Source organism: Spirillospora sp. NPDC052269, assembly GCF_040679435.1.
GTDB lineage: Bacteria > Actinomycetota > Actinomycetes > Streptosporangiales > Streptosporangiaceae > Spirillospora.
This window is the reverse complement of the sequence record NZ_JBFAUU010000011.1, coordinates 124,490-140,046: the sequence shown is the minus strand read 5'-3', so window position 1 is coordinate 140,046 and position 15,557 is coordinate 124,490. Positions and strand designations below refer to the sequence as shown.

Genomic DNA, 15,557 nt, shown 5'->3' with positions numbered 1-15,557 from the left:
GCTGCGTCGCTCGACCGGAGACCCGCGGACGCCTACGCTCGGCCCGGTATCCGCCGAGTCGCTACGCAGTCGTACCGCCGAAGAAGGGATCCCGGGCATGCCCGACGAGCCGACCGCCGACCAGTTCGTGGCGAGGTTCCTGACCCTCGTCCCGGAGGAGAACCGGGCGCTCGCCGAGCGCAACGCGCTGGTCCGCGAGGACGACGGCGACGAGGACATCTGGGCGGGCGCCCGGATGGGGAAGATGTTCGCCCTGGCGAAGGAGTTCATCGACCTGCCGCCGGCCGAGATCGAGCGGATGCTGGAGAGCACCGTCCACGACATCCGGATCGGCGCGGTCAGCGTGATGGGCCACCAGGCCGTCCGGAAGCGGACCACGGACGAGCGCCGGAAGGAGCTGTACGAGCTCTACCTGCGGCGCACCGACCGGATCAACGACTGGGGCCTCGTCGACGTCAGCGCCCACAAGGTGGTCGGCGGGTACCTGGTCGACCGCCCCCGCGACGTGCTCTACGAGCTGGCCCGCTCCCCCCACTTCTACGAGCGGCGGATCGCGATGTTCGCCACCATCCCGTTCATCGCCCGCGGCGACCTGGACGACACGTACCGGATCGCCGAGATCCTCGTCGACGACGACGAGCACTTCGTCAACACCGTGGTCGGCAGCACCCTGCGGGAGGCCGGGAAGCGCGACCGGGCGCGCCTGGTCGAGTTCCTGGACCGGCACGCGGAGACCATGCCGCGCATCACGCTGCGCTTCGCGATCGAGCACATGGACGCCGCGCAGCGCAAGGACTTCATGGGCCGCGCGAAGCTCGCGAAACAGCGCAAGGCCGCCGAATAGCGGCCCGGGGTCAAGAGACGCCGAGTAGCGGCCCGGGGGGCAGGAGACGCCGAGTAGCGGCCCGGGGGGCAGGAGACGCCGAGTAGCGGCCCGGGGGTCAGGGGACCCCGAGAGGTCCCCCGACTTCCCGGGTCAGGCGCTCGCGGGAGACGCGGACCGAGTGCCCGGCGTCCTCCCGGGCGTCCCCGGCGCTGACCATCAGCCCGGTGAGCTGGGCCTCGAAGCACTGGTCGGCGTCGTACGGCTCGACCAGGTAGCCGCCGAGTTCGAGGGCGACGACGCCGTGCACGGCGATCCACATCTGGTTCGCCACCAGCATGGGGTCGTCGTCCTCGAAGCGCCCGACGTCGATGCAGCGCCCGGCGCACCGGGCGACGCCCGCCAGGGTGTAGCGGCCGTGCTGGCGGTCGCTCTCCGACAGCGAGAAGCTCGCCAGGGAGGACGCCCCGAACATCACGGCGTACAGGTGCGGGTTCTCCAGGCCGTTGTGCCGGTAGGCGCGGCCCAGCAGGGCCATGTCGGCGACCGGGTCGCCGGTCTCGGCGACCCGGTCCAGGCAGTCCCTCAGCCGGGTGAACCCGACGTGGACCATCTCCTGCACCAGCCCGCTCATCCCGCCGAAGTGGGTGTAGACCGCCATCGTGGAGCAGCCGACCTCGCCCGCGACGCGGCGCGCGGACAGGGCCGTGGGCCCCTCCTCCGCCAGCAGCCGCGCGCCGACGTCGATCAGCGCGGGACGGACGTTGGGGTCGGCTCGGCGTGGGCTCACGTTCTCGTCCCCGGGGCAGCGTTCCGGCTCTTCATCACAATTACTCCCAAACGCCGCACAAAGGACCATTCGCCTCACACGCTAGTCACCCGGGCCGTCACTCCCCGCTCCCAGATTGCGGTTTCCGCCGCCGCCGTCCCGGCGGGTGGGCCGGGACGGCGGCGCCTCTTCAGGCGTCTTGTCACGCCCCTTCGGCCGGGACGACCGTGACCGGGACGCCGTTGAAGACCGCGTTGCCGGACAGGCGGTCGAGCACCGCGCCGTCGGTCAGCGCGTTGGCGTTGGCCCCGGCGTGTTGCGCCGCGACCTTCTGGGCGGAGCCCTCATGCCCCCAGCCGTGCGGCAGGCTCACGACCCCCGGCATGATCGCGTCGGTGGGCTCCACGGGAACCACGACCTCGCCGACGGCCGACCGCACCCGGGCGTGCCCGCCGAGCCCGAGCCGCGCGACGTCGGCCGGGTTGACGTGCAGCGTGCACTGGTTGCTGCCGCCCACCAGGGACGGGACGTTGTGCAGCCAGCTGTTGTTGGAGCGCAGCTGCCGCCGTCCGATGAGCAGGGTGTCGGCGGGCGGCTCGGTCAGCCGTCCGCGCAGCCGCCCGACCTCATCGGCGAGTTCGGCGGGCGCGAGACGGATCCGGCCGTCGTCGGTGCAGACGATCTCCTCGAGCCGCGGTTCGAGCGGGCCCAGGTCGATGCCGTGCGGCTTGGCGCGCAGGTCGGCCAGGGACAGCCCGTACGGCCCGAGGCGGAGCAGCGCGTCCAGCAGCAGCTCGGGCCCGCTGTCGCCCGAGAGCTTCGCCCGCGCGGTCGCCACGTCCAGCCCCTCGAACGGTGACCCGGGGATCTGGACGCCCGCGCCGAGCAGCCCCGCGAGGAGCTGCTCGTCCAGCTCGCGCGGATCGGCCTGCGCGCCCCGGCCCGAGGCGATCAGCGCCAGCTTGGCCATGATGTCGGCCTCGGAGGGCTGCCCCGGCTCCAGCGGCAGAACGGGCGGGGAGAACCGGGTGTAGTTCCGCACGGTGACCATGAGCAGCAGCAGGTCGTAGTGCGGCATCTGGAGCATGCGCGGCGGCGGGAGGATGACGTCGGCGAGCCGGGTCGTCTCGTTCAGGTACGGGTCGACGCAGACCATGAAGTCCAGATCCGCCAGCGCCCGGCCGAGCCGCGGGCCGTCCGGCGCCGAGAGCACCAGGTTGCCCGCGACCGTCACCAGCGCCCTGACCTGCCCGTCCCCGGGGGTCTCGATCTCGTCGGCGAGCGTGCCCACCGGGAACTCGCCGAGCACCTCGGGCAGTCCCCGCACCCGGCTGCGCCAGCGCCCGGACTCGAACGGCTTCGGGCCCCACGGGACCTCCAGCGTGGCGGGCTTGGTGAACATCACCCCGCCCGGCCGGTCCATGTTGCCGGTCAGGACGTTGACGACGTCCACCAGCCACTGGGTCACGGTGCCGAAGTCGGACGTGCACGTGCCGACCCGGGTGTAGACGGCGGCGCTGTCGGCCTCGGCGAGCTGCCGGGCCAGCCGGACGATGTCCTCGGCGGGCACCCCGCACAGCGGCGCCACCGCCTCCGGGGCGAAGGCGGACGCCATCTCCCGCAGCTCCGCGAGGCCCGACACCTCGGACCGGATCGTGGTGAGGTCCTCGTCCAGCAGGGTGTGGACGATGGCGAACAGCAGGTACGCGTCGGTGCTCGGACGGATGAACAGGTGCTGGTCGGCGAGGGCGGCGGTGCGGGTGCGCCTGGGGTCGACCACCACCAGCCTGCCGCCGCGCCGGCGCAGCGCCCGCAGCCGTCCCGGGAAGTCGGGCGCCGCGCACAGCGACCCGTGCGACTCGGCGGGGTTGGCGCCGATGACGAGGAGCATGTCGGTCCGGTCCAGGTCCGGCACCGAGATCGCGAGCGAGTTGCCGAACATCAGGCCGACCGCGACGTGCTTCGGCAGCTGGTCGATGCTGCTCGCGCTGTAGAGGTTGGTGGTGCCGAGCGCCTCGGCGAGCGGGCCGCGGTAGAAGATGCCGCCCATGGTGTGGAAGGTGGGGTTGCCGAAGTACGCGGCGAGCGCGTCCCGGCCGTGGCGCTCGATCACGCCCGTCAGGCCGCGCTCGACGGCCTGGAACGCCTCGTCCCAGCTCACCTCGCGCCACTGGTCGCCGGTGCGGACCATGGGCGCCCGCAGCCGGTCCGGGTCCTCGTCCAGCTTCCCGAGGCTGGCGCCCTTGGGGCACACGTAGCCGCCGGAGAACGGGTCGTCGGCGTCCCCCCTCACCGACAGCACCCGGCCGCCGTCGTCGAGGGTCATGCTCAGTCCGCAGACCGCGTCGCAGATGGGACAGGTTCGGAGGGCTTCTCGCATCGGCGCTCCCGGAGTTGGACGGCCCTGGCGCGCCCGCGCGCGCCCCTGCGCCCAGCCTCGCGAGGCGCCCGGTGTCCGGCATCCTCCGGAATGCGCTGCGCCTTCGGCGCGCGCCCGGCCCCGGGGACGGACGAGGGCGGCCGGTCGCGGGGAACGACCGGCCGCCCGCCTAGCGTGCGGTCGCGGGGACGACCGGCCGTCCCAGGCGTGCGGTCGCGGGGGACGACCGGTCGCCTCTGGCGTGCGGCGCGTCCGTCAGGACACGCAGTTCGCCAGGTCGGACGAGGGGGCCGGGACGCCCGCCGGGCCGAAGAACAGGCCGGCGCACTGGCCGAGGAAGGCCGGGTTCTCCTCGGGGATCCAGTGGCCGCTGTCGGGGGCGACGACGGTGCGCACGTCGGACGCGACGTTCGCGAAGGACTGCCCGACGGCCGGGCCGAAGACGTCCGACGCGCCCATGGCCATGACCGGGATCGTCAGCTTCTGCTCGGCGAGCCGCTTGTTGTCGGTCGCGTTGGTCGGATAGGCCCGGTAGTAGTTGAAGCCCGCGCTGCGGTGCGCGGCGTCGGCGTACGCGTCGATGTAGGTGGACTGGGCGATCGACCCGGCGTGCTTGGCCGAGCTGAACAGCCACGTCAGGTAGGTCGCGGTGTGCGCCCTGTCGTTGATGAGCTGCTCGGGCACCGGGTTGGCCGTCATGTTGAACATGAAGTGCCAGCTCAGGCCGTAGGCGTTCTCCAGGCCGAACCCGTTGAGCGGGGCCTCCAGGACGGCCATGCGGGAGACCTCGCCGGGGAAGTTCCGCGCGTAGGGGTAGGCGACCAGCGAGCCGACGTCGTGGGCGAGGAGGGCGACGCTCTGGTATCCGAGCGCCTTCACGCCCTGGTGGACCTTCGCCGCGACGCTGATCGTGTCGTACTTCCCATCGGTGGAGACGGCGGAGGCGCCGAGACCTGGCAGGTCGAAGGCGATGACCGTGTGCGACTTGGCGAGGTCGGGCATGACGTCATGCCATTCGTACCAGGTCTCCGGCCAGCCGTGCAGGAGCACCAGTGCGGGCCCGCTGCCGCCCCGCACATAGTGCAGGGATCCGCCGTCGACATTGACGAATCCCTCACGGAAGCCCGGCAGCCCCGAAAGAGCGCCCGACGGTGTGGGCGAGGCGCCCGCCGTGATGGTCGAACCGATGAGCAGGGCGGCGGCGGCGACAAACGTGCCGACGGCAATACGCAGCCTGCGGACGCCCGAGAGCGCCCTGGAACCGAGATTTCGCTGGGAATACATGCCAGGCTCCCTCTCAGAGACGGGGAAACGTGGTACGGCGATCAGGCCGACAATGGGATCAGATATTACGTTGGCGACGTGCGATGCGCATTAGGTGGGACGTGTCAATTTGATGCCATCCCGCCACTGCGGCCGGCCCCGCGATCGGCGGGCGCACCGGCGGGGCGCACGGCCCCGGGGACGGCGCGCACACCCGTTCCCCGGGACGGCGTGGATCACCATGGGAGCGCTCTCGCCTGCGTGCCGCCGGGCCGGAGACGTTCCCCAGGCCTCTCCGGACCACCCCGGACGCCCGGGTCGCACGGCCTCCGGCATCGAATCGTCTTGTCGGCGGTTTCACCTTCCCGCCAACTGGATAAGAAAGACTGAATAGCCTGCAACCCCCCGCCCGGACGAAACCGCTCCCCCTCCACCGGGCGACCATGATCCGCACCCCGCGACCCGCCATTGTCGAAACGCTGCGCATTTATTCCCGGACACGAGTCCGTCACTCAGCGTCACCCACCCTGCCATGTCCGCGATATAACCCGGCATCATCTGCGTAAATGTTCGCTGATTGAAAAAGAACAACTGATCAGTAACTCTCACTTTCGGTGACAGTCGCGTGCATGCGGGACGAAGGGTTGCGCAAAACCTGCGAATCGGTCTGTAATGGCCCGTGCACCCCCACTCGGGACCACGGCAGACGTCCGAGTGCGGGCACCACGGGGCTCGTTCCGTTCCGTTCCGGAAGCGTGGAGGAAATCCATGACACGCGGCACCGCGCGTTGGACCGAACCGAAGACGACAGAAACGCGTTCGCCCGATACTTCCGACAGCCCCGAAAGCGTCGACGCCCCTGGCCTTGCCGACGGCCCCGGCGCCGTCGACGCCCCCGACGCCGTGTGCGAGGGCGAGGGCGAGGGCGAGGTCGTCCGCGTGACGATCGCGTCCCTGTTCCCGGCCGACTCCCCGCGACTGCGGGGCGTGGACCACGAGCACGTGCTCCGCATGGCCGGCGTCGAGGCGCGGCTGCCCCCGATCCTGGTGCACCGCCCGACGATGCGGGTGATCGACGGGATGCACCGGCTGCGCGTGGCGAAGCTGCGCGGCGACATCGAGATCGAGGCGGTGTTCTTCGACGGCAGCGCCGCCGAGGCGTTCGCCCGCGCGGTGGAGCTGAACATCGCGCACGGCCTCCCGCTCACCCTGACCGACCGGCGGGCCGCCGCCGCGCGCATCCTGGCCGCCGAGCCGCAGGCGTCCGACCGGATGGTCGCCGCCCGGACCGGGCTGTCGGCCCGGACGGTCGCGGCGGTGCGGCGTTCGACCGCGCGGATTCCGCAGACGAACACCCGCGTCGGCGCGGACGGGCGGGCGCGCCCGGTGAGCGGCGCCATCGGACGTCGGCTGGCCGCGCAGATCATCAACGACCGCCCGGCGGCGTCGCTCCGCGAGGTCGCCCGGACGGCGGGCATCTCACTGTCCACCGCGCACGACGTCCGAAGGCGGCTGCGCGAAGGCCGGGACCCGGTCCCGGACGGCGGCACGCCCCGGCCCGGCGGCGGAGCGCCTCAACCAGGCGGCGGCACGCCTCAACCAGTCGGCAGGACGCCGCAGCTCGACGGCGGCGCGGCCCGGCCCGGCGACTCCGTCCGGTCGAGCGCCGCGCCCGTCCGGACTGGCGCCACCTCCCGTCCGGCCAGGCCCGCGCCGCCTGACGTCCCGTCCTCCATGTCCAGGCCCGCGCCGCCGGACGCCGCGCAGCGGCCGATCGAACCGGCTCAGGTGCGGGAGGTCCTGCTCCGGCTGATGAAGGACCCGGCGCTGCGGCACACCGACCCCGGCCGCGAGCTGCTGCGGGTGCTCAACTCCCAGGCGCTGGCGGCCGACGACTGGACGGGCCTGGCCGAGGCCGTGCCGAGCCACGCCCGGGAGGCGGTGGCGGGCCTGGCGCGCCGGAGCGCGATGGCGTGGGCGTGGTTCGCCTCCGTCCTCGACGCGGAGAGCGCCGAGCAAGACCCGAGCTGACGGCGCGCAGCCCCCGGACCGACGACCGGTCCGGGGGCTGCGTGTTCCAGAGGTGGTCAGGCGTCGTGGACGGTCATGTGGAGTCCGCCGCGGATGCGGAGCGACAGCATCGGCTCCGGCACCACCGGCCGCTCCGGGACCGTCCTGAGGCGCAGGTCGCGGGAGATCAGGGCGAGGACGAACACGGCCTCCAGCATCCCGAGGTTGTTGCCGACGCAGAACCGCGGCCCGGCGCCGAACGGGATGTAGGCGTACCGGGGCCGCTCGTTCGGACGCGCCGGATCGAACCGCTCGGGGTCGAACCGGTCCGGATCGTCCCAGTACTCGGCGTTCCGGTGCAGGGTGTAGGGGCTGACCAGCACGTCCGAGCCCGCCGGGACGTGGTAGCCGCCGACCTCGTCGTCCTGGAGCGCCTGCCGGGTGAGGATCCACACCGGCGGGTACAGCCGCATCGCCTCCTGGACGACCATGGCCGTGTAGGTCAGCCGGTGCAGGTCGTCATGGACGGGCGGCCGGTCGCCGAGCACCTCGCGGGCCTCGTCGCGCAGCCGCCGCGCCACCTCGGGATGCCGGTCCACCAGGTACAGCGACCAGCCGAGCGTGCTCGCGGTGGTCTCGTGCCCGGCGAGCAGCAGCGTGACCAGCTCGTCGTGCAGCCGCCGCGCGCCCACCGCCGGGTCCGGTTCGGCCCGGGTGGACGCCACCAGCCGGGACACCACGTCGTCGGCCGCGGGCGACCAGCCGGGGCCGCGCTCGGCGACCAGCCGGTCCACGACCCGGCGCAGGTCGGCCCTGGCCCGGCGGAACCGGAGCTGCTTGGGCAGCGGCACCCAGGTCGGCACCTTGCTGAGCGAGACCATCTCGAACATCGCCTGGTCCTGGACGGCCTCGAAGGCGTGCCCGACCGACGCGTCCGACGCGCCGAGGTCGGCGTCCAGCAGGGTGCGGCCGAGCACGCCGAGGGTCAGCCCGGTCAGCTCGCCCGTCACGTCCACCGGACCGCCGCCGCGGCGGGACCGCAGCCGGTCCGCCAGGCCCGCCGCCTCCTCGGCCACGACGCCCGCCTGCGCGGCGATCCGGGCGCTCTGGAAGGCGGGCTGGATCGTCCGGCGCTGCTTGCGCCACAGCTCGCCCTCGCTGGTCAGCAGCCCGTCCCCGAGGGCGCGGCGGGCCTGCTGGAGGCCGAGGCCCTTGTGGTAGTTGGCGGCGTTGTCGGCGAGGACGTGCTTGGCGTGGTCGGGGTGGTTGAAGATGTACATCGTCCGGGGGCCGGCGGCGACCCGCACGGCGTCCCCGTACTCGGTCACCGCCTCGGTCATCAGCGCGAGCCGGTCCCGGACGAGCCGGGCCAGCACCCCCGGCATCGCGCGCCGGGGCGGACCGGGCGGCACCCGTCCCGTCCCCGCGGCGGGCCGCTCCTGGTGCACGGTCATCGCGGTTCCCTCCTCCTTCCGGATCCGGATCCGGGGCCGGTCACAGCCGCACCTGCGTGGGCTCGGGGCTGAGCCTGCGGAACCGCCCGTCGTGGAACACCAGGGCGTCGGGGTCGCGGCGGCTCGCCGCCAGCAGGCGCCCGACGAAGATGGTGTGGTCGCCGCCGTCGTAGCCGCGCCACCTGCGGCACTCGAACGTCGCGAGCGCGTCCGAGACGAGCGGCACGCCGGTGCACTCGCCGGGCGCCCAGTCGATCGCGTCGAACTGGGCCATGCCGAGTGGACGGCGCCGGTCGGCGAAGTGCCGCGCGACCTTCTCCTGGTCGGCCGCGAGCACCGAGACGCCGAAGTACTCGGTGTCGAGCAGTGCCGCGTGCATCACCGCCTCGCGGTCCACGCAGACCAGGACGAGCGGCGGGTCGAGCGACACCGAGCTGAACGAGTTCGCCGTCATCCCGTGCGGTCGCGCTCCGCCGCAGGTCAGGATGGTGACGCCGGTCGCGAACGCGCCGAACATGCGGCGCAGCTCCTTGGTGTCGAGCCCCGCCTCGAACGCGTCCAGCTCATCGTCCGGCGATTCCGGTGACGAGAAGGAACGGGCGGGATCGGAGGAGGCCGGGGTCATGCCGCCCCACCCGCCTCGGTGAGGGCGGCAGGCCGGAAGGGCCGCAGCGCGCGGACCAGGGCCTCGGGCACCCGGGACGGGACGGTCCGCGTGTTGGGGCCGCGCATGCACGCCACCCGCTGCCGTCCCCGGGCGATGAGGGTCTCGCCGCCGCCCGGGTCCAGCCGGACGTAGTCGAAGCCGAACTCCAGCTGCGTCTGGGCCAGCTCGACCAGCCGCATCCGGACCGACAGCTCGTCGAACGCGGTGATCTCGGCGAAGAACTCGCAGTCGACCTTGAGGGTGAAGAGCTTGAGGTCGGCGTACAGCTCGGCGAGCACCTCCGGGGCGAGGTCCTTGAGGAACATCTCCCGGCAGCGGCCCTGCCAGCGCAGATAGTTGACGTAGTAGACGTTGCCGACGAGGTTGGTCTCCTCGAAGCCGACGGTGTGCCGGTACTCGAAGTAGTCGCTCACTGGCTGCCTCCGGTCAGGACGGCGAACACGACCGGTCCGGGACGGTCCCGCAGGGTCGTGGCGAAGGTGGCGACCCGCGAGCCGCCGGAGGCGAACACCGCCCAGCCCGCGCGGGGCCGCCCGGCGGCGGTCAGCGGCGCGTCGTCGGGCAGGCCCGCCTTGCGCAGGCACTCGGCGGCGGCCCAGACCCGGGTCGCCGCGACGTCGGGCTCCTCCTCGCCGTCGCGGGCGAGCACCCCGGCGAGCCCGTGGCGGACGCCGAGGAGCCCGGCCCAGTCGCGGTCCGAGCGGGCGGCGACGGCCTCGACGTCGCAGCTCACCGTCGTGTCGGACGCGACGCACAGCGTGAGTCCCGCGCCGTGCGCGGCGGACAGGACGCCGATCTCGTCGGTCTCAGGCCGTCCGTCGGCGCGGTACCGCACCGCGACCGGACGTCCGAGCGCCCGCCCGGCCGCCCGCGCCGTCCGGGCCCGCCGGGCCGCCACGTCCCCGCCCGAGCCGCCCGGCTCGTTCGGTTCCACGGCGACGGCGGCCTTCAGGCCGAGGAGTTCCTCGACGGTCCGCTCCAGGTAGGAGCCGAGTAGCGGAGGCACCCATGGGCCCCGGCCGTCGGTGCGGCGGACGGCCTGCAGCCGCAGGCCCTCCCAGCGTTCGACGGTGCGTCCGCCGGCGTCCCGGACGGCGATGTCGTAGACGAAGGTGTCGCCGTCGCGCTCCCGCTCGGTCGCGCAGTACCGCAGGACGCCCTGCCCGGACGCCCGGTCGCCCGCCGGGTACAGCCGCTCGATGCCGGTCGGCAGCAGGGTCGCGTCGGGGACGCAGACCTGGTTGCCGTGCATCAGGGCGTCCCGCATCCCGGGGTCGCCGAGCAGAAGGCGGTCCGGGAGGAATCCGGCGAACCAGTCGGTGGGCTCGATCGCGACGTCCGCGTCCACGTGCCGGGCCGCCGCGCGGTGGTAGCCGCGCAGCCGGTGGAAGCGCCCGCCCTGGAACAGCACCCCGCCGTACAGCTCGGCGGCCGGGTCCAGCGGGACTGCGGGCAGCCCGTCGGCCACCTGGTCCGGCGGCCCGTCCGGCGCGTCCCCCGCGGAGAAGCGGAGGCGGGCCCGGAAGTGGTCGGTCGCGAAGCCGGTCTCGGCGCTGCGCAGCGCGACCTCGACGGTGTCGTCGCCCGTGACGGCCGCCGCGACGCGGACGACCGTGGTGCCCTCCGGCGGGACGACGACCGGGCGCTCGAACTCGGCGGCCTCGATGACCGGGAGGTCGGTCCGTCCGGCGGCGGCGGTCCCGGCCTGGACCATCGCCTCCATCCCGAACACGGCGGGCAGCAGCAGGTTCCCATCCAGGAGGTGGTCGGCCAGGTAGTGGTCGGTGCCCGCGTTCAGCTCCACCTCGGTGACCAGCTCGACGCCCGGGTAGTGGACGAGCGGGCGGCCGAGGAACCGCAGCAGCGGCAGCTCCTCCTCCGCGCGCCGGACGGTGTCGACGCGTCCGGTGCGTCCGCTGACCACGACCACGCGCGGGGCGTCCGGGTCGGCCAGCAGCCGCCGCATCACCTGAACGCCCTGGTCCGGCGGGATCGGGGTGATCCCGTCCCGGGTGAGGGACTCGACGACCGACAGCCGCTCGCCCATCCCGACGCCCGACCAGACCGACCACTCCAGGCAGAGGGAGCGGCAGCCGGGGTACCGGCCCGCGACGGACTCGGTGAGGTCGGCGAGCCACTGGTTGGCCTGCGCGTAGTGCGCCTCGCCCGCCAGGCCGGCGCGTCCGATGATGCTGCCGAAGGTGACGAGCAGGCGCAGCCGGTCCATGTCCACGGCGGAGAGGACGGCCTGGAGGCCGCCGACCTTGGGGGCGAGAGCGCCCCGCAGGTCCGATTCGTCCAGCCCGGCCAGCGCGGCGGGCTCGTTGCGCCCGGCGCCGTGCAGGACGCCGGTCACCGGGCCGAGCTCGCGCTCCGCCTCGGCGACGGCGGCGCGCACGCGGCCGGCGTCGGTGACGTCCGCGCGGACGTAGTGGACGCGCACGCCGCGCTCGGTCATCCGGGCGAGGTTCCCGGCCAGTTCGGCGTCCGCGTCCGGGGCGGAGCGGCCGAGCACGGCGAGCGCCGCGCCGGTGTCCTCGGCGAGCGCCAGCGCGCACTCGGCGGTGATGCCCTTGCCGCCGCCGGTGACCAGCACGACGTCCTCCGCGCCGAGCGGCGCGACGGTCCGGGCGGCCCGGACGGGCAGCGGACGCAGGGTCGGCACGCGCCGCACCCCCGCCGCGTCGTACCGGGCCTCGGTGAACCCGGTGGTCGCCGCCGCCTCGGCGACGATCCACGGAACCGCCGCGGCATCGTGCGGGACGGTCACGACGCTGACCTTGACCCGCGGGTCCTCGAGCCGCAGCGTCTTGGCCATCGCCGCCGCGCCCCGGTCGTGCTGGACGAGCACGAGCCGCGCCCCGCCCAGCGCCGCCTTGGCTCCGGCGAGCATCGTCCCGAGGTCTTCCTCCGCGCACTCGGGCGGCAGGCAGACCAGCACTCCATCGCCGATCCGGGCCTCCCGCAGCGCCCGCGCGAGCGGCGCGGCGAGCGGGTGGTCGTCGGGGGCGAACACCCGCCACTCCCCCGCCGTCCCGTCGGGCGCCGCACCTGTGACGGGCACGGGCGTCTCGTCGAGGTCGATCGAGAACGCGCGGACCCAGGAGGCGGCGCCCTCGACGACCGGGATCTCCGCCGCGCCGCCGCCGCCCGACTCGGCGAGGGTCTCGAGGACCTCGGCGAGCTCGGAAAGCGTGGCGGTGGCGAAGTTGGTGGGCGCGCTGCCCGGCCGGACGCCGAGGGCGACCGCGGCCTGGTTCATGATCTGGCCGACCGTGATGGAGCTGAGGTGCAGGTCGTCCAGGAAGCGGCTGTCGTCGCGGACGGTCTCGGGCGGCAGCTCGGCCCGCTCGGCGGCGAGCCGCCGGAGGATCTCCAGGCCGCCGCCCTCCCCGACCTCGGCGGGCGCGACATCCGGCGCGGCGCCCCCTGTGCTCCCGGCGGGGCGGGCGACCGGCGCGACGCTCACCTCGGGGGCGCGCTCGCACGGGCTGGCGAGGAACGAGAACTCCGCGCCGATCTCCACGGGCCGGACGAGCCGTCCGAGGAACAGCGCGCCGTGGTCGACCGGGACGCCGCGGACGAAGGCCGTACCGACCACGCGCAGCAGCGAGGTCATCGACTCGTCGTCGGTGTCCAGGGCGACGGCCGGGACGTCCAGGACGGTCCCGGCGAGCGTGCTGAGGGTCCGGCCGGGCCCGACCTCGACGAACAGGTCGACGTCCTTGCCCGCCAGCTCGAGCGCCTGGCTGAACCGGACCGGGTCGGCGATCTGGCGGCGGAGCAGGGCCCGCAGGTCGGTGCCCGGGGCCAGCGGCTCGCCGGTCACCGTGGAGACCACCCGGCCCTCGACCGGGCCGAACTCCCGTCCGGCCAGCCACGCCTCGAACGCGTCGGCGGCCGGGGCGACCAGCGGCGAGTGGAAGGCGTGCGAGACGGCCAGGCGGGTGCAGCCGATCCCGGCGCGCTCCGCGCCGAGGACGACCGCGTCGACGGCGTCCGCCGGACCGGCGACGACGGTCTGGTTCGGGCCGTTGTACCCGGCGATGACGACCGGGGCGTCCACGAGCAGCGGCGCGACCACGTCCGCCGGGGCGGCGAGGCCCGCCATGGCCCCGGCCCCGGTGCTGTGCTCGGCCATGGCCCGGCCGCGCGCGGCGGCGAGCTCGGGCAGCGCGTCCGCGCCGACCGCGCCCGCCCAGTGCAGCGCGGTGATCTCGCCGAGGCTGTGCCCGACGGCGACGTCCGCGCGCAGGCCGAGGCCCGCCAGCACCCGCAGCCCGGCGAGCGAGCCGGTGGCGATGCGGGGCTGCGCGACCTCGGTCGCGGTCATGTCCCCGGTCTCGGGGAGGCGGACCCGGGAGTACACCTCGTCCGCCTCGGCGAACCGGCGGCGGAGCGCGCCCCCGGTCGTCGAGCGCCCCGAGCCCTGGCCGGGGAACAGGTACCCGACCCGGGCGGGACGGGTGACGTGGCCGAGGAACGCCGAGCCGTTCGGGGCGAGCAGCGAGGTCTCGCCCGCGTCCAGCGTCTCCAGCAGCCGCCGCAGGCCGCGTTCGGCCTCGGCGGGCGAGGGCGCGATGACCGCCGCCCGGTAGGGGCGTCCGGCCAGCCGCCGCCGCGCCGCGTCGGCCACGTCCGCGAGCTGCGCGTACGACAGGGACGGAACCCAGTCGGCGAGTTCGGCGACGCGGTCGCGCAGCTCGTCCGGGGACCCGGCGTCGAGCAGCAGCAGCTCGGCGTCCTGCGGGGACGCGGCGAGCGCGCGGGTCGTGGCGTCCAGGCCGGACCCGCGGGCGGCCGCGCCCTCCACGACGATGTGGGTGTTGATGCCGCCGAAGCCCATGGCGGTGATCCCGGCGCGCACCGGGGCGTCCTGCGGCCACGGTTCGGCCTTGCGGAGCGTACGCAGCAGCGCGCCGTCCTCGGTCAGGACCGGGTGCGGGTCGACGCTGCCGATGCTCGGGGGCAGCACCTGGGCGTCCACGGCGAGGACGGCCTTGATGAACCCGGCGACCCCGGCGGCCGCCTTGGTGTGCCCGATCATCCCCTTGATCGAGCCGATCGCGGCGGGCGTCCCGCCGGACGCGCCGCCGTCGGCGCGGGCATCGGAGAGCGCGGTCAGCTCGGTGGTGTCGCCGACGGCGGTCCCGGTGCCGTGCCCCTCGAACATCGGGACGGTCTCGACGCCGAACCCGGCCTTCTCGTACGCGCGCCGGAGCGCCAGCCGGTACCCGCTCACCTCCGGACGGGTGATGCCGCCCTTGCCGTCGGACGAGACGCCCCACCCGGCGACGGTCGCGTAGACGCGGCGGCCCTGCGCGACGGCGTCCTCCTCGCGCATCAGCACGACCATGCCGCAGCCCTCGCCGGGCCAGAAGCCGTTGGAGTCGCGGTCGTACACCCGCATCTCGCGGCGGGCGAGCGCCCCGGTCTTGGCGAACCCGATGATCTCGAACGGGTCGATCGACAGGTCCACGCCCCCGGCGACCACGACGTCCAGCTCGTCCTCCAGCAGCGCCCGGCACCCGGTCGCCACCGACAGCAGCGAGGACGAGCAGGCGCCGTCGACGGTGTAGCCGCCGCCCTTGAGGTCGAAGTAGTTGCAGACGCGGCCCGCGATCGTGTTGGACAGGCCGCCCGCGAGGCTGTCCTCGTCGATGGCCGGGAACGGCTCCTTGTAGCGTTCCTCCAGCTCCGCGAGGAACGTCCCGAGGCGCTCGTCCGCCCAGCCCTCGTCGCGCAGCGCGGCGGCGAGGGTCCGGCGCACGTACGGCCAGCGCAGCCGCATCAGGTTCGCGCGGGCGAACTCGCCGGTGAGGGTGTTGCCGACGACGACGCCGGTCCGCTCGCGCGGCAGGCCCTCGCCGCCCGGGAACCCCGCGTCGACCAGCGCCCGGCCCGCCACGTCCAGCGCCAGCCAGTGGGTCAGGTCGGTGGAGCGGTAGGTGCTCCCGGCGATCCGGTGGCCGACGCGGTCGAACTCGTAGCCCTCGATGACGGCGGCGTTGCTGGCGTAGAAGCGGTCGGGGGCGGCGGGGTCGGGGTCCCAGTAGTCCTCCAGCCGCATCCGCTCGTCCGGCAGCCGCCGGAACGCGCGCCGCCCGGCGAGGACGTTCTCCCACAGCTCGTGCGGCGAGGCGGCGTCGGGGTACCGGCACGCCAGGCCGACGACGGCGATCCTGCTCATG

General features: G+C 74.2%; 9 protein-coding genes. 2 read left to right on the top strand and 7 right to left on the bottom strand.

The features are described from left to right. The first annotated feature begins 97 nt into the window (after positions 1-97). The gene (locus AB0L06_RS24195) at positions 98-844 is read left to right on the top strand and encodes a DNA alkylation repair protein (RefSeq protein WP_500233339.1); all 747 of its coding nucleotides are present in this window, start codon (positions 98-100) and stop codon (positions 842-844) included. A 97-nt stretch (positions 845-941) separates the two neighbouring features. Here the strand turns inward: AB0L06_RS24195 and AB0L06_RS24190 are convergent, their stop codons facing one another. From AB0L06_RS24190 to AB0L06_RS24180, 3 genes are all read right to left on the bottom strand, one after another. Beyond that, positions 942-1,613 (bottom strand): TetR/AcrR family transcriptional regulator, encoded by a 672-nt coding sequence (locus AB0L06_RS24190; protein WP_500233338.1) that lies wholly within the window; start codon positions 1,611-1,613, stop codon positions 942-944. A 181-nt stretch (positions 1,614-1,794) separates the two neighbouring features. Continuing rightward, positions 1,795-3,972: a molybdopterin-dependent oxidoreductase gene (locus AB0L06_RS24185; protein ID WP_500233337.1), complete on the bottom strand. Its 2,178-nt coding sequence runs from the start codon at positions 3,970-3,972 to the stop codon at positions 1,795-1,797. Positions 3,973-4,227: 255 nt separating this feature from the next. Next, a complete protein-coding gene (locus tag AB0L06_RS24180; protein ID WP_500233336.1) occupies positions 4,228-5,256 on the bottom strand; it encodes an alpha/beta fold hydrolase in 1,029 nt (342 codons plus the stop codon). 747 nt (positions 5,257-6,003) lie between these two features. Between AB0L06_RS24180 and AB0L06_RS24175 the strand changes: the two genes are divergently transcribed. Continuing rightward, positions 6,004-7,266 carry a ParB/RepB/Spo0J family partition protein gene (locus tag AB0L06_RS24175; protein WP_500233335.1) on the top strand — a complete coding sequence of 421 codons (1,263 nt, stop codon included), beginning with the start codon at positions 6,004-6,006 and terminating at the stop codon, positions 7,264-7,266. Between the two features lie 56 nt (positions 7,267-7,322). Here the strand turns inward: AB0L06_RS24175 and AB0L06_RS24170 are convergent, their stop codons facing one another. The 4 genes from AB0L06_RS24170 to AB0L06_RS24155 are packed head-to-tail and all read right to left on the bottom strand — an operon-like array spanning position 7,323 to position 15,556. Next, entirely contained in the window at positions 7,323-8,699 is a 1,377-nt protein-coding gene (locus tag AB0L06_RS24170; RefSeq protein WP_500233334.1) for a cytochrome P450, read from the bottom strand. 40 nt (positions 8,700-8,739) lie between these two features. Then, positions 8,740-9,324: a flavin reductase family protein gene (locus tag AB0L06_RS24165; protein WP_500233333.1), complete on the bottom strand. Its 585-nt coding sequence runs from the start codon at positions 9,322-9,324 to the stop codon at positions 8,740-8,742. Then, positions 9,321-9,779: an acyl-CoA thioesterase gene (locus tag AB0L06_RS24160; protein ID WP_500233332.1), complete on the bottom strand. Its 459-nt coding sequence runs from the start codon at positions 9,777-9,779 to the stop codon at positions 9,321-9,323. Before AB0L06_RS24160 ends, AB0L06_RS24165 begins: the two co-directional genes overlap by 4 nt. After that, the gene (locus AB0L06_RS24155) at positions 9,776-15,556 is read right to left on the bottom strand and encodes a type I polyketide synthase (protein ID WP_500233331.1); all 5,781 of its coding nucleotides are present in this window, start codon (positions 15,554-15,556) and stop codon (positions 9,776-9,778) included. The genes AB0L06_RS24160 and AB0L06_RS24155 overlap by 4 nt, the downstream gene beginning before the upstream one ends. Position 15,557: the final 1 nt, after the last annotated feature.